General features: G+C 65.5%; 14 protein-coding genes. 7 read left to right on the top strand and 7 right to left on the bottom strand.

The features are described 5' to 3' along the window. Nucleotides 1-16: 16 nt before the first annotated feature. On the bottom strand, nucleotides 17-874 hold the full coding sequence (locus tag I6F38_RS21055) for a DUF1499 domain-containing protein (RefSeq protein ID WP_057015203.1): 858 nt from the start codon (nucleotides 872-874) through the stop codon (nucleotides 17-19). 243 nt (nucleotides 875-1,117) lie between these two features. Then, on the bottom strand, nucleotides 1,118-2,746 hold the full coding sequence (locus I6F38_RS21050; protein ID WP_225161651.1) for a fatty-acid--CoA ligase: 1,629 nt from the start codon (nucleotides 2,744-2,746) through the stop codon (nucleotides 1,118-1,120). Nucleotides 2,747-2,891: 145 nt separating this feature from the next. Here I6F38_RS21050 and I6F38_RS21045 point away from each other — a divergent pair, with 145 nt between their 5' ends. Continuing rightward, the gene (locus I6F38_RS21045; protein ID WP_225161650.1) at nucleotides 2,892-4,019 is read left to right on the top strand and encodes an extensin family protein; all 1,128 of its coding nucleotides are present in this window, start codon (nucleotides 2,892-2,894) and stop codon (nucleotides 4,017-4,019) included. 17 nt (nucleotides 4,020-4,036) lie between these two features. Here I6F38_RS21045 and I6F38_RS21040 read toward each other — a convergent pair whose 3' ends face one another. Continuing rightward, a complete protein-coding gene (locus I6F38_RS21040) occupies nucleotides 4,037-4,714 on the bottom strand; it encodes a L,D-transpeptidase (protein ID WP_057015206.1) in 678 nt (225 codons plus the stop codon). 338 nt (nucleotides 4,715-5,052) lie between these two features. On the opposite strand from I6F38_RS21040, the gene I6F38_RS21035 reads away from it, so the two are divergent. Beyond that, nucleotides 5,053-6,030, top strand: coding sequence for a magnesium transporter CorA family protein (locus I6F38_RS21035; RefSeq protein ID WP_168857199.1), 978 nt, complete (start codon nucleotides 5,053-5,055; stop codon nucleotides 6,028-6,030). 130 nt (nucleotides 6,031-6,160) lie between these two features. Beyond that, nucleotides 6,161-6,382, top strand: a complete 222-nt coding sequence (locus I6F38_RS21030) for a hypothetical protein (protein WP_063709281.1) — start codon at nucleotides 6,161-6,163, stop codon at nucleotides 6,380-6,382. Nucleotides 6,383-6,515: 133 nt separating this feature from the next. Here I6F38_RS21030 and I6F38_RS21025 read toward each other — a convergent pair whose 3' ends face one another. Both I6F38_RS21025 and pdxH read right to left on the bottom strand, forming a co-directional pair. Beyond that, complete coding sequence (locus tag I6F38_RS21025; RefSeq protein WP_018270354.1) at nucleotides 6,516-7,268, bottom strand: SDR family oxidoreductase; 753 nt, start codon at nucleotides 7,266-7,268, stop codon at nucleotides 6,516-6,518. A gap of 155 nt (nucleotides 7,269-7,423) precedes the next feature. After that, the gene (pdxH, locus tag I6F38_RS21020; RefSeq protein ID WP_225161649.1) at nucleotides 7,424-8,065 is read right to left on the bottom strand and encodes a pyridoxamine 5'-phosphate oxidase; all 642 of its coding nucleotides are present in this window, start codon (nucleotides 8,063-8,065) and stop codon (nucleotides 7,424-7,426) included. Between the two features lie 108 nt (nucleotides 8,066-8,173). On the opposite strand from pdxH, the gene I6F38_RS21015 reads away from it, so the two are divergent. Then, nucleotides 8,174-8,581: an RT0821/Lpp0805 family surface protein gene (locus I6F38_RS21015; RefSeq protein ID WP_225161648.1), complete on the top strand. Its 408-nt coding sequence runs from the start codon at nucleotides 8,174-8,176 to the stop codon at nucleotides 8,579-8,581. Between the two features lie 120 nt (nucleotides 8,582-8,701). Next, complete coding sequence (locus I6F38_RS21010) at nucleotides 8,702-9,661, top strand: J domain-containing protein (protein ID WP_225161647.1); 960 nt, start codon at nucleotides 8,702-8,704, stop codon at nucleotides 9,659-9,661. Between the two features lie 385 nt (nucleotides 9,662-10,046). On the opposite strand, the gene I6F38_RS21005 is transcribed toward I6F38_RS21010, so the two are convergent. Both I6F38_RS21005 and I6F38_RS21000 read right to left on the bottom strand, forming a co-directional pair. Next, a complete protein-coding gene (locus I6F38_RS21005) occupies nucleotides 10,047-10,811 on the bottom strand; it encodes an anti-sigma factor (protein WP_225161646.1) in 765 nt (254 codons plus the stop codon). Between the two features lie 67 nt (nucleotides 10,812-10,878). Beyond that, nucleotides 10,879-11,367 (bottom strand): sigma-70 family RNA polymerase sigma factor, encoded by a 489-nt coding sequence (locus tag I6F38_RS21000; RefSeq protein ID WP_016844579.1) that lies wholly within the window; start codon nucleotides 11,365-11,367, stop codon nucleotides 10,879-10,881. A gap of 226 nt (nucleotides 11,368-11,593) precedes the next feature. Between I6F38_RS21000 and I6F38_RS20995 the strand changes: the two genes are divergently transcribed. Together I6F38_RS20995 and aroC are read left to right on the top strand one after the other, a co-directional pair. Beyond that, complete coding sequence (locus I6F38_RS20995; RefSeq protein ID WP_225161645.1) at nucleotides 11,594-12,193, top strand: histidine phosphatase family protein; 600 nt, start codon at nucleotides 11,594-11,596, stop codon at nucleotides 12,191-12,193. A gap of 150 nt (nucleotides 12,194-12,343) precedes the next feature. Continuing rightward, nucleotides 12,344-13,432, top strand: a complete 1,089-nt coding sequence (gene aroC / locus I6F38_RS20990) for a chorismate synthase (protein WP_225161644.1) — start codon at nucleotides 12,344-12,346, stop codon at nucleotides 13,430-13,432. The last annotated feature ends 31 nt before the right edge of the window (nucleotides 13,433-13,463 follow it).

Here is a 13,463-nt window from a genome sequence, read left to right as displayed (position 1 = left end):
GAATGACGCTACCGCGTCACTTCTTCACCGTCTTCGCCGGCGGCGCCTTTGGCGCGACAGGAGCCGCCTTCTTCGCCGGCTTGGCATTGTCGTTCTCGGCCGCGCTGTTGAGGTCTTCGATCAGCTTCTTGACGCGGGCGGCGTTGCTGCCGAGATCGGTGTCGAAATAGCGCGACGCCGAGCGGATATCGACGCGGGAGTCCTCGTCGTCAGGCGTGACCCTGATCGAGACGTCCTCGCGGAAACCCATGATCGGCGTCCGCGCCACCGCCTCGATGCGGCCGATGCGGCGCGGCGGCTGCGGCGCGCGCGCGTCGATGACGAGCCATTTGCGGCGGTTCACCAGCCGCAGCGTCAGCTCATAGGCGCGGTCGACTGGGGTTTCGAGCTCGACGGTTTCGATATCGGGATAGGCCGCGCGCTGCCGCTCGGCCGAATAGAGGCCGGCATAGGCGGCAGGATTGGTGCCTTCCCCGGTGCGCAGCCGCGCCAGCGCCTCGAATTTCGGCGGGTCGATCGCGTCGGTGGTGACGTCGTAGATCCGCGGCAGCTTGCGGTACTGATAGATGAGATAGGCCGGGTAGGCGAGGATCGCCGCGTCGATCAGCAGCGCGAGCAGGATCCGGCCCATGCCGCGGGTGCCGTTCTGCCAGATCGCGGCAAAGGCGGCCAGCCCAAGCAGGATCGACAGGCCGGCCAGGCCCAGCGCGCCGAAGAAGGTCGCGAGCGCCGGCTTGACCTCCAGGAACCCGAAGCGGACGATCAGGATCGAGACCACCACCGCGACGACGGAGAAGATGGCGAGGTTGCGCGACCAGGTGGCGAGACCGGACACGGGCTCCTGCTGGTAGGGAGCGGAAAACCTGCGCGCCATCGTCGAAAAATCTGCCGGTTGAGATGTCCTCAGGCGACCTCGTTCGCCGCGATCAGTCGTGTGAGACCACGGACCTGCGGCGAATTCAAGGGATTTGGGCTTTACCCCGAATCGTCATGGCCGGGCATAGCCGTCCGAAGGACGGCGTCGCTTGCGCTCGCCTATGACCCGGCCATCCATGTCTTGCCGCACGATGAAGTCGTGGATGCCCGGGTCAAGCCCGGGCATGACGAGCGTTTGTTTTCACGCCGCGGCGGTCGGGAACGTGTAGTCCTTGAACTGGTCGCGCAGCGCCGTCTTCAGGATCTTGCCGGTCGCGGTGTGGGGAATGCCGTCGACGAAGGCGACGTCGTCGGGCATCCACCATTTGGCGATCTTGCCGTCCATGAACTTCAGGATGTCCTCGCGCGTGGCACTCTGGCCCTGCTTGAGCTGCACGATCAGCAGCGGCCGCTCATCCCATTTGGGGTGTTGGACGCCGATCACGGCGGCTTCCGCGACCGCCGGATGGCCGACTGCGAGGTTCTCGAGATCGATCGAGGAGATCCATTCGCCGCCGGACTTGATCACGTCCTTGGAGCGGTCGGTGATCCGCATGTAGCCGTGCTCGTCCATCGTCGAGACGTCGCCGGTGTCGAAATAGCCGGCATCGTCGAGGATGTTGCCGTCGATCCGGAAATAGGCCTTGGCGATCGCCGGGCCCGAGACCTTGAGACGGCCGAACGTCTTGCCGTCCCACGGCAGCTCCTTGCCGGCATCGTCGGTGATCTTCATCTCGACGCCGAAGGGCGGATAGCCCTGGGTCTGCAGGATGTCGAGCCGCTCCTCGCCGGTGCGCTCGGTGAACGGCGGCTTCAGCGTCGCCAGCGTGCCGAGCGGGCTCATCTCGGTCATGCCCCAGGCGTGGCGCACCTGGCTGCCCATGTCGAGGAACGCCTTGATCATCGAGCGCGGCATCGCCGACCCGCCGCAGATCACCATCTGCAGGTCCGGCAGCTTGACGTTGTTGGCGGCCATGTATTGCAGCAGCATCAGCCACACCGTCGGCACGCCGGCGGTGTGCGTGACCTTCTCGGTCGACAGCAACTCGTACACCGAGGCGCCGTCGAGCTTCGGGCCCGGCATCACGAGCTTGGTGCCCATCGACGGCGCGGAGAAGGCGATGCCCCAGCTGTTGGCATGGAACAAGGGGACCACCGGAAGCATTGTGTCCGACGCGGAGGTGCCGAGCGCGTCCTTCGAGTTGGCCATCAGCGCGTGCAACACGTTGGAGCGGTGCGAATAAAGTACACCCTTGGGATCGCCGGTCGTGCCGGACGTGTAGCACATCGCCGCCGCGGTGTTCTCGTCGAAGGTCCTCCACTCGAACTTGCCGTCGGATGCCGCGATCCAGTCCTCATAGGCGACCGCGTTCTTCAGCGTGGTCTGCGGCATGTGCGCCTTGTCGGTCAGCACCACGTAGCGCTCGACGCTCGGCAGCTGGCCTGCGATCTTCTCCAGCACCGGAACGAAGGTGAGGTCGGTGATGACGATGCGGTCCTGGGCGTGGTTGACGATCCAGGCGATCTGTTCCGGAAACAGGCGCGGATTGACCGTATGGCAGATCGCGCCGATCCCCATGATGCCGTACCAGACCTCGAGGTGGCGCCAGGTGTTCCAGGCGATGGTGGCGACGCGGTCGCCGAGCTTGATGCCGTCGCGTTCCAGGCTCTGCGAGACCTTCAGTGCGCGGGCGTGGATTTGGGCGTAGGTGGTGCGATGAATGGGGCCTTCGACCGACCGCGTCACGACTTCCTGCGTGCCGTGATATTTGGCGGCGTGCTCAATAATCTTGTGACACAGCAAGGGCCAATCTTGCATCAAACCAAGCATACGCAAATCCCTCCTCGATCCTCACACATGATCCGCCGGCATCTTGGACGGCCGGCAGTAAAATCATGGAACTGACATGAACTTTAGCGCGGAGAAAGCAAGCCGAAAATGGCCTGTTGGCGCGTTTCGTCGCGGGGGCGCGGCAATGGTTACCGCCGCCGTGCTGCTTTGCCTTGGCATGCAAGCAGGCCCCGCCGAGGCCGCCCGCCGCGCGCCCAGCTTTCCGTGGGACGATCTGTTCGGTACCCGGCCGCAAAGGCCGCACAAGGCGGTCCGCCGCGCGGCGGTGCCGCTGCCGAAGCCGCGCCCGGCGCAGGCGCCTGCGGCAGCTCACGTGCCGGCGGCAACCGCGCCCGAGCCGCCCGCGGCCGAGACGCAGTCTCCGGCCGCGCCTGCCGAGGCGGCCAGGCCGAGCGAGAGGGCCAAGCCGGTTGAGGCGGCAAAGCCGGCCGAGCCCGCCGCGCCGCAGCTGTCGGCCTGCCGGCAGGCCCTCACCGAGGAGATCGCGATCGCGCCGAGCATTCCGGATATCCACGGCGCCGGGGGCTGCGGCGGAGAGGATCTGGTGCGGCTCGAGGCGATCGTGCTTGCGGACAAGCGCAAGGTCGCGGTCAAGCCGGCGGCGATCCTCCGCTGCAAGATGGCCGCTGCGGTCGTCGACTGGGTCCGCACCGATATCGCGCCGCTCGCGCAGAGCCTCGGCGGCGGGATCAGCAATCTCGACAATTTCGACTCGTTCGAATGCCGCGGCCGCAATCGGGTCGCCGGAGCGCAGCTCTCCGAGCACGGCCGCGCCAATGCGCTCGACGTGCGCGCCCTCGGCCTCGCCAACGGCAAGTCGATCTCGCTGACCGACCGCGGCGTGTCGCGGGCCTTGCGCGAGACCGTGCTGCATTCGGTTTGCGCCCGCTTCTCCACGGTGCTCGGGCCGGGCTCGGACTGGTACCACGAGGACCACATCCATCTCGACCTGATCGAGCGTCGCAACAATTACCGGATCTGCCAGTGGAACGTGGACGACCCGCTGCCGCAAGTCGCGCCGCTGTTGCCGGCCGAGCGCCCCGAAGAGGCGCCGCCGCGCGAGGTCGCCGCCAAATCCGACGCGTCGAAGACGGACGCACCCAGAATTGACCAAGGCAAGGCTAACCACGGCAAGTCTGACGCCGGCAAGAAGCCGAACGGCACAAAATCAGATGATGCGGCTGCGCCTGACCGCAGCGCCGAGACCAAGACGCAGCCAACAAAAAAGCGCCGGCAAAGCCGGCGCTTTTGATCGCGATTGCGATTGGATCAGTAGGTCGTGCCGCCGCCGCCCTGCAGGGCCATCTGCGGCTTGTAGGGCGAGTCGCCGTGCTTCGGCTCCAGCACCACGACGATGGTGCCGAGCTTGACGCGGTTGTAGAGGTCGATGACGTCCTCGTTGGTCATGCGGATGCAGCCCGAGGAGATCGACGCGCCGATATATTCCGGCTGGTTGGTGCCGTGGATGCGGAACAGCGTGTCCTTGCCGCCCGAATAGAGATACATCGCGCGCGAGCCCATCGGATTGTCCGGGCCCGGGGCCACGAAGGTCGGGACGCCGAGGCGCGAGATTTCGCCGGGGGTCGGGTGCCAGGCCGGCCATTCGGTCATGCTGCCGACCTTGGCGATGCCGGACCAAGCCATGGCTTCCTCGCCGACGGTGATGCCGTAGCGGATCGCCTTGCCGTCGTTCAGCACGTAATAGAGGTAATGGTTGTCGGAATCGACCACGATCGAGCCGGGGGCTTCCTTGCGGTGATACTCGACGATGGCGCGGCGGAACGGTTCAGCCACCGGGGTCTTGACGTAGGTGGTCTTGGCCAGGAGTTCCTTGTCACGCGGCTTGAAGTTCGCGGTGTTGGTTGCCTCATAGGTTGTGGCCTGCATGCAGCCCGACAACATCAGGCCCGCGGCCAGGATCCCGAGGGTAACTTTGAGCGACGACATGATTACATTCCAATCGAAAATCCGCGCCCGAAAGCGCCACTATTACGCCCCAACCGCCACGATTCCATTAGCGGCATTATTGCCGAAACGTGCCATTATTCCCAGAGTCTAGATGCCTTTCCCGCATCGCGGGACGCTGTCTGTGGCTTTTTTGCCGCAACTGTTCTGGTGCCGGGTTGGTTTTTGTGCAAACAGGCAACGGTCGACGAGTCGGCGTCACGTCGCTGCCGCCTGGCCGCCACAAGTATGGATGCCCGGTTAATACCCCGGTCATGAAGCGCCCCCCAGAATCGCGCTAAGTCGGCGGGTCCTGCCAGCCCTGTTTCGTGGAGTTCGTGATGCTGTCGGTGTTCGTTCCGTCCGAGTTTTCGCTCAAGAAGGCCACCGCGACGGACCTCGGCGCGCTGCCCGAGGGAGCGGTCTGGGTCGATCTGGTGAATCCGACCGTGGAGGAGGACCGGGCGGTCGAGAAGCTCGCGGGGATCGCGGTGCCGACCCGGGAAGACATGCAGGAGATCGAGATCTCCAGCCGCCTCTATATCGAGAACAGCGCGCGCTACATGACCGCGACGCTGATGTGCCAGTCCGACACCGACATGCCGCGCACCACGGCGGTGACCTTCATCCTCACCGGTCATCGGCTGGTAACGGTGCGCTACGACCTGCCGAAGCCGTTCGCGCTGGTCGAGAACAAGCTGGCGCGCGCCTGTTCCCCCAGCATCACCGGGGAGCAGGTGCTGATGGAACTGCTGGACGCGGTGATCGACCGTTGCGCCGACATTCTGGAGCGCTGCGGGGCCGATATCGACCAGGTGTCCCACGACATCTTCGAGCCGGAGAGCGAGCGCCACGGCCACGCCAAGCAATATTCGCAGATTCTGATCGCGATCGGCCGCAAGGGCGACCTGACCTCGAAGGTTCGCGAAAGCCTGGTCTCGATCGGCCGCCTCGTCACCTTCCTCTCCGCGGTGGTCGAGGGCGTGAAATGGTCCAAGGACATGCGCGAGCAGCTCAAGACCATGCAGCGTGACGTGGCCTCACTGACCGACCACGCCTCCTATCTCTCCAACAAGATCACCTTCGTGCTCGACGCCATGCTCGGCGTGGTCAATCTGGAACAAAACAACATCATCAAGCTGTTCTCGGTGATGGCGGTGGTCTTGATGCCGCCGACGCTGATCGCCTCGATCTACGGCATGAATTTCAAGGTGATGCCGGAACTCGAATGGGCGCACGGCTATCCGTATGCACTGGTGCTGATGCTGATCGCGGCTGTCGTGCCGTACTGGATCTTCAAGTGGAAGAAGTGGCTGTAAACCGGTTCCACGCGTCGCGTTTTGGGACGCGCTTTCTGCCTTATTTCCTCTGCTAAAATTTGAGCGTTGCGCTGAACGTTTGGGCGAAACTTGTCTGCGATAACGCCCGCCTCGAAGCCGGAGGACAGCAATGGTTGAGAAGATCATAACGCCACGGCGTAACGTCATCGACTTTGCGCGCTATCAACAGGACCGCGCAGCAGGCAAGGTGCAGGCGATCTCGCCGAGACTTTGCCGTTACTGTGGCGCTGCGTTGCTGGATGGCGAGGACGAAGACGAATGCTCCAGCGCGCTGAACGACGTCGCGCTGCGGCAGCCCGAGAAGAAGTCGCGTCGGTTTTACGCAGACTAGAGGCCGAAGCCTCGGAGGCAGAAGCCTCGTTTGTGTTTGTTACGCCTGCAAGTGAAGCAATCCCAATGACGGCCGCGGCGGCGGCCGGGATCGCCTCAAAACTTCCTTCCCCGAAATACGGCTCTTCCCAAGCTCAGACGTGCTGACCACCGTTGATGTGGATCTCCGCACCGTTCACGTAAGAGCTGGTCTCCGTACAGAGAACGTAGATGATCTTGGCGACCTCGTCCGGCGTGCCGAGGCGGTGCATCGGAATCTGCTGGTCGACGATCTTCTCGGTGCCCGGCGACAGGATCGAGGTATCGATCTCGCCCGGCGCGATCGCGTTGACGCGGACGCCGACGCGGCCGAAGTCCGATGCCATCTCGCGCGTCAGCGCCGCGAGCGCGGCCTTCGACGTCGCATAGGCCGCGCCGGCAAACGGATGCACGCGCGAGCCGGCGATCGAGGTGACGTTCACCACCGCGCCCTTGGCGTGTTTCAACTCCTCGATCAGCCCGCGCGCGATCATGATCGGTGCGAAGAAGTTGACGTGGAAAACGTGGGTCCAGGTCTCGATGTCGGTGTCCATGGTGCCGAGCCGGCCGCCGCCCGCAGCCTTCGGCGAGATCGCGGCGTTGTTGACCAGCGCGTGCAGTTCATCGTTCTCGAGCCGCCTGCGGATCTCGGAGATCGCGCGCACGGTGTCGTCATGGCTGCCGAGGTCGACCTCGATATGGTCTTCCGGCCCGGCGCCCCAGGGGCAGACCTCGGGAAACGCATGCCGCGACAGGGTGATGACGCGCCAGCCGGCGGACGAGAACCGGATCGCGGTGGCATGGCCGATGCCGCGGCTTGCGCCGGTCAAGAGCAGCGTGCGCCGCGGCGCATTGGATGGGTGGGGCATCGACGGTTTCTTTCGTTTTCGTCATGCGCGGCGGCGTGCCGGGCATCCACGCCTTCGAACGACTTGGGATGACTTGGGATCAAGACGTCGATGGCCGGGTCATCTTACACGAAGATGCGCTTCGCGCTTTCGCCCGGCCATGACGGTCGCAGCTTTCAGGGATAGAGCCGCACCTTCGACCAGGCGCTGCCGGCGCCGTCGCGGCGGAATTCGATGCGATCGTGCAGGCGGTACGGGCGGTCGTGCCAGAACTCGAAGCGCTGCGGCGTGATCCGCCAGCCGCTCCAGCCCGGCGGCCGCGGCACCTCGCCGATGACGTATTTCGCACCGGTCTTGGCGATCGCCTGCTCGAAGGCGAAGCGGCTCTCCAGCGGCTGCGACTGCTTGCTGGCCCAGGCGCCGATCTGCGCCTGCTTCGGCCTTGTGGCGAAATAGGCGTCGGCCTCGGCATCGGTCACCGGCGTGACCGGCCCGCGGATGCGCACCTGGCGGCGCAGCGATTTCCAGTGGAAGAGTAAAGCGGCCTTAGGATTTGCGGCCAATTCGCGGCCCTTGGCGCTCGCAATGTGGCTATAGAACACGAAGCCGTCGGCATCGAAGCCCTTCATCAGCACCATCCGCACGTCGGGCAGGCCGTCGGGATCGACGGTCGCAAGCGCCATCGCGTTCGGATCGTTCGGCTCGGACTTGATCGCGTCCGCAAACCATTCGGCGAACAGGGCGAACGGCTCCTCCGCCGCGGTGAAATCACCCGATGTTAACGGTGTCGGGTGTTTGATGGAGGTCGTGTCGGTCATGTCAGGAGTCCCGATTTGCATCCGCCCGCGTCTGAAAGCGCGTTACTAGCCCTATATAGGGCATGGGGGCGCGTTGGCCTATCGGCGATCCACCCCGCAGGCGCGGTGGTGACATTGATCCTGATCGGCGTCGGCGCAAGCGGCTGCAGCCTGTCGCGCAGCGACGCCTTCGCCAAGCTGGACGACAAGGATGTGACGGGCTCGATCAGGCCGACCCAGATCAATGCGGTGATCCCGACCGACACCGATCTCGCCTTCGCCCGCAATGCTGCCTCCGACGTGCTGACCAAGGGCGACAAGGATTCCAGCCAGCCCTGGGAAAATCCTGAAACCGGCGCGCGCGGCTCGGTGACGCCGCTGGCCCAGGCCTATTCGGGCGAGGATGGCAAGACGTGCCGGGATTTCCTTGCCAGCTACGTCAATGGAGCCACCGAGAGCTGGCTGCAGGGGGCCGCATGCAAGGCTGGACAAGGGCGGTGGGAAATCCATAGCCTGAAGCCCTGGAGAAAATCCTGAGAATTCCGGCGATGCCGGGCTAAGTTGCAAAAATGCCACTGAGCCCCCACATGAAGGCAAAGTGGGCCCGGACGGGTTCCCGGCCAGGACTGAATTTTTCCCGTGAAGGAGACGTGACGGATGCGCGACCCCTATGAGGTCTTGGGGGTGCAGCGGAGCGCCAGCGCTGCGACGATCAAGAGCGCCTATCGCAAGCTCGCCAAGAAGCATCACCCTGATAACAACAAGAACGACCCGAAGGCGGCGGCCCGCTTTGCGGAGATCAACACGGCCAACGAGATCGTCGGCGACGAGGACAAGCGCAAGCAGTTCGACCGCGGCGAGATCGATGCCGAAGGCAAGCCGCGCTTCCAGGGCTTCCCTGGCGGAGGCGGTGCCGGCGGCCGTGCCGGTCCGGGTGGCTTTGAGTACAGTTTCCGCTCCGGGCCCGGCGGCGGCATGGGCGGCGGCAGCTTCGAGGACATCCTGAACAGCATGTTCAGCAATGCCGCTCGCGGCGGTGGCGGCCGCGCGGGCCGAGCCAGTCCGTTCGAGTTTGACGGCGGTGGGGTCGGCGTCGACCTCGATCTTTCGGTCGCCATGACGGTTTCGCTGGAGGAATCGGTCAGGGGCGGCGACAAGCGCGTCCGCCTGCCGACCGGCCGCGAGCTCAACGTCAAGATTCCGCCCGGGGTCGCTGCGGGCCAGCAGATCCGGCTGAAGGGGCAGGGCGAGACCGCGCAAGGCCATCCGCCCGGCGATCTCCTGATCACGATCTCGATCGCGCCGCACCCGTTCTTCAAGGTCGACGGCAACGACCTCAGGATCGACCTGCCCATCACCCTCTACGAGGCGGTGCTGGGCGGCAAGGTCCGCGTGCCGACGCTCGGCAGCGCGGTCGAACTGTCGATCCCGAAGAACACTTCCAGCGGCCGCACCTTTCGCCTCAAGGGCAAGGGGCTGTCGAAGGCCGGCGCGACCGGCGACCTCTATGTCACGACCCGCATCATCCTTCCCGACGGGAACGATGCTGAGCTTGAGGCATTGATGCAGACGTGGCGGGATCGTAACCCCTATAATCCGCGCAGCGATCTCAGCTGACCGCCGAGAGCGCGCCCCAAAGACGCGAAGACGCGAAACTGCAACTACCCCGGAGTATATCGGGGTAGACGCGGGCATTGCGAGCGCGTCACAAAGGATGACGGGCCTTCCGAGGTCTGCGGCGTGCAGATCGGATGACGGAAAAGGAGTGCGGCCTCGAGAGGGGGACCAGCGCGGTACACAAAACCCCAATCGAGGCCGCGTGCGCCGATCGGCGGATCGGGCGCGGATCATCTTCGCGTGAGCATCCGGTGCGATAATGAGACGCGTCCATGACGCGAATCGAAGTTTTCGATGTCGGAATTGGGACGCTGAGTGAGGCTGGATTCACTTACTCGAAATGACGCAATTTCGACGACCTGATCTTCCGTAAAATTACGGAAGATCACCCGCCGCTCTTCTCCATCTGATCGTAGACGGCCTGCGCGACCTGGGTTAGGCGCGTGCGATCGGTGCCGCCGCTGACGACATAGGCGACGCCCCGATCGGCCCAGAACAGCGCGCCGTCGCTGCCCTGCACGGCGTAGCGCATCTGGGTCGCCTCGGTCTTCACCTTGGCGGTGTAGACCGTGAACCGCTCACCTGACGTGCTCTCATACATCAGGAACGACGCCGGGCCGCTCGGTCCGGGCAGCAGGCGGCCGCCGACCAGCTTCAGCCCGGTCAGCTCCGGCGCGCGGACGTCCCAGCCGCAGCGCTTGGTCAGCCATTGCTGCAGGTGGTCGCGCTCGCTGCCGGGCACCTCGACGGGATGCCGGACCTCGACCACGTAGAGCCGATGCGCATCGAGTGCATCGACCGTGAAGCTCTGGAATGCCGACGGCGTCGCCGCCGCTCCGCGCGCGATCCAGCCGGCGCCGCCACCGGCGACGAAGGCCATGACCGTCGCCGCCACCGCGCCATAGACCCAGCGGCGCGGCTGGCGCACCAGCCGCTCGAGCTCGAGCCGTTTCGGCACCGCCTCGTCCAGCACGGTGTCGTAGCGTGCATGCAGTGTCTCGGCCATCGCACGCCATGACTGCACCCGCGCCGCGTCGTCGGGATGCGTGTCAAGCCACGCCTCGACATCGCCGCGGCGTTCGGCCGGCAGCTCGTTGTCGACGTAAGCGTGCAGCTCGTCTTCGGTGACGGGAATGTTCGGGTCGGTCATATCAGTGGTCTCTGCCAAATCTTGTTCGAAAATCGTTCATGCATAACGCCGGCCATCGCGCACATTATCATTTCACCCGCCGGAGCGCCGGGCGCTGGCCCTCGATCGAGGCCCGGACATGGGCGCGGGCGCGGGCGAGGCGGGACATCACCGTGCCGATCGGCACGCCCTGGATGTCGGCGACCTCGCGGTAGCTCATGCCCTCCAGCATGACGAGCAGCAGCACCGAGCGTTGTTCCTCGACCAGCGTCGACAGCGCGCGTTCGATGTCGCGTCCCTCGGCCTCGGTGCCGCTGGCGTCGGCATTGTTATCGAGCAGCGGCACGAACGCCGGCCGCCGCGCCAGCGAGCGCCGGCGGTTCTTGTTCAGATTGGTCAGGATCGTGTAGAGCCAGCTCCTGACGTCGCCGCCGAGAAACAGCCGCTCCGAGCGCAGCGCCCGCACCAGCGTGTCCTGCACCAGATCGTCGGCGATATCCGTGTCACGCGCCAGCGCGCGCGCATAGCGACGCAGCGCCGGTATCATGGCTTCGACACTTTGACGAAACGCGGTCATGCATCCCAGTCTTCGATGGTCTCGGCGATAGTCGCCTTGTCCAACATAACACCCTGGCGGCGTGGCTATTCCGTCTGCGCCGATCTGCGCGCATACCGCCCAAGCTGCGGCCGATTTGGGCTTGTCGCCGGCCGAAGTGCTGGTGTACCTCCGAGCCGAAAAAATTCGAAGCGTGAAGCCTTGAGGCGGCCGACATCTCGCTCAGCAGGGACGAGCCGTTACGGGAATGCCGGTACCGACGATCTATTACATCCGCCACGGCGAGACCTCGTGGAACGCCGAAGGGCGGCTCCAGGGCGTGCAGGACATCGCCCTCAACGAGCGCGGCGGCGCCCAGGCCGCGCATGCCGGGCGCATCCTCGCCGATCTCCTGGCGCGCGACGGCTGTGACAAGACGACGGTGCCGTTTGTCGCGAGCCCGCTGATCCGGGCGCGCGCCACCATGGAGCTGGTGCGTGCCGAGCTCGGCCTGCCGCCCGGCGATTACGCCCTCGACGCGCGGCTGCGCGAGATCGGCTACGGGACGTGGGAAGGCTCGACGCTGGCGCAGGCGCAGGCTGCGGAGCCCGCGCTGTATGCCCGCCGCCTGGCCGAGAAGTGGACGGTGTCGCCGTCCGGCGGCGAGAGCTATGTCGACGTCCAGGTGCGGATGACCGACTGGTATCGCTCGGTGACGTCGGACACGGTCGCGGTTGCCCATGGCGGTACGGCGCGAGCGCTGATGGTGGCGCTCGGCTTCGAGACGCCGGCCTCGGCCGCCGAGCTCACTATCGAGCAGGGGGCGGTCTATGTGTTCGGCGCCGCGGGGTTGCGGAAGCATAGTTAACTCGCACTGTCATTCCGGGGGCGCGAAGCGAACCTCAGGGGCGCAATTGCGCCCCGGGGAATCTCGAGATTCCGGGTTCGATGCTCCGCATCGCCCCGGAATGACAGCCTGGCTGTTTGACCCCGCTGCCTCTGCGCGTTACGACACGCCATGTCCTTCAATACTTTCGGCCATATGTTCCGCGTCACGACCTTCGGCGAGAGCCATGGGGTCGCGATCGGCTGCGTCGTCGACGGCTGCCCGCCGCTGATCCCCCTGACCGTGGAGGAGATTCAGCACGACCTCGACCGCCGCCGCCCGGGCCAGTCGCGCTTCACCACCCAGCGCCAGGAGCCGGATGCGGTGAAGATCCTGTCCGGCGTGATGGCGCATCCGGAGAGCAGGGTGCAGGTGACGACCGGCACGCCGATCGCGCTGTTGATCGAGAACACCGATCAGCGTTCGAAGGATTATTCCGAGATCAAGGACAAGTTCCGGCCCGGCCATGCCGACTTCACCTATGAAGCGAAATACGGCCTGCGCGACTATCGCGGCGGCGGCCGCTCCTCCGCGCGCGAGACCGCGACCCGCGTCGCGGCCGGTGCGATCGCGCGCAAGGTGCTGCCCGAGGTGAAGGTGCGCGGCGCGCTGGTGCAGATGGGGCCGCACAAGATCGATCGCGAGAAGTGGGACTGGGACGAGATTGCGAACAACCCGTTCTTCTGTCCCGACAAGGACAAGGCGGCGTTCTTCGAAAGCTATCTCGACGGCATCAGGAAGAGCGGCTCCTCGATCGGCGCCGTCATCGAGGTCGTCGCCGAGGGCGTGCCGGCCGGGCTCGGCGCGCCGATTTACGCCAAACTCGACAGCGACCTGGCGGCGGCGATGATGAGCATCAACGCGGTCAAGGGCGTCGAGATCGGCGCCGGCTTCGGCGCCGCCGAATTGTCGGGCGAGGAGAACGCCGACGAGATGCGGACCGGCAACAACGGAACGCGTTTCCTGTCCAACCATGCCGGCGGCGTCCTCGGCGGCATCTCGACCGGGCAGCCGGTGGTGGTGCGCTTTGCGGTCAAGCCGACCTCCTCGATCCTGACCACGCGCCGGACCGTGGACCGCAAGGGCGCAGATACCGACATCCTGACCAAGGGCCGCCACGACCCCTGCGTCGGCATCCGGGCGGTGCCGGTCGGCGAGGCCATGATGGCCTGCGTGCTGGCCGATCATTTTCTGCGCGACCGCGGGCAGACCGGGCGCTGATCCCTTATATAGTGGCGGTCGCCAGACCGCC

The sequence above is a fragment of the Bradyrhizobium sp. BRP56 genome, assembly GCF_020194035.1.
GTDB classification, from domain to species: domain Bacteria; phylum Pseudomonadota; class Alphaproteobacteria; order Rhizobiales; family Xanthobacteraceae; genus Bradyrhizobium; species Bradyrhizobium australafricanum.
This window is presented reverse-complemented; position numbering and strand designations above follow the sequence as displayed.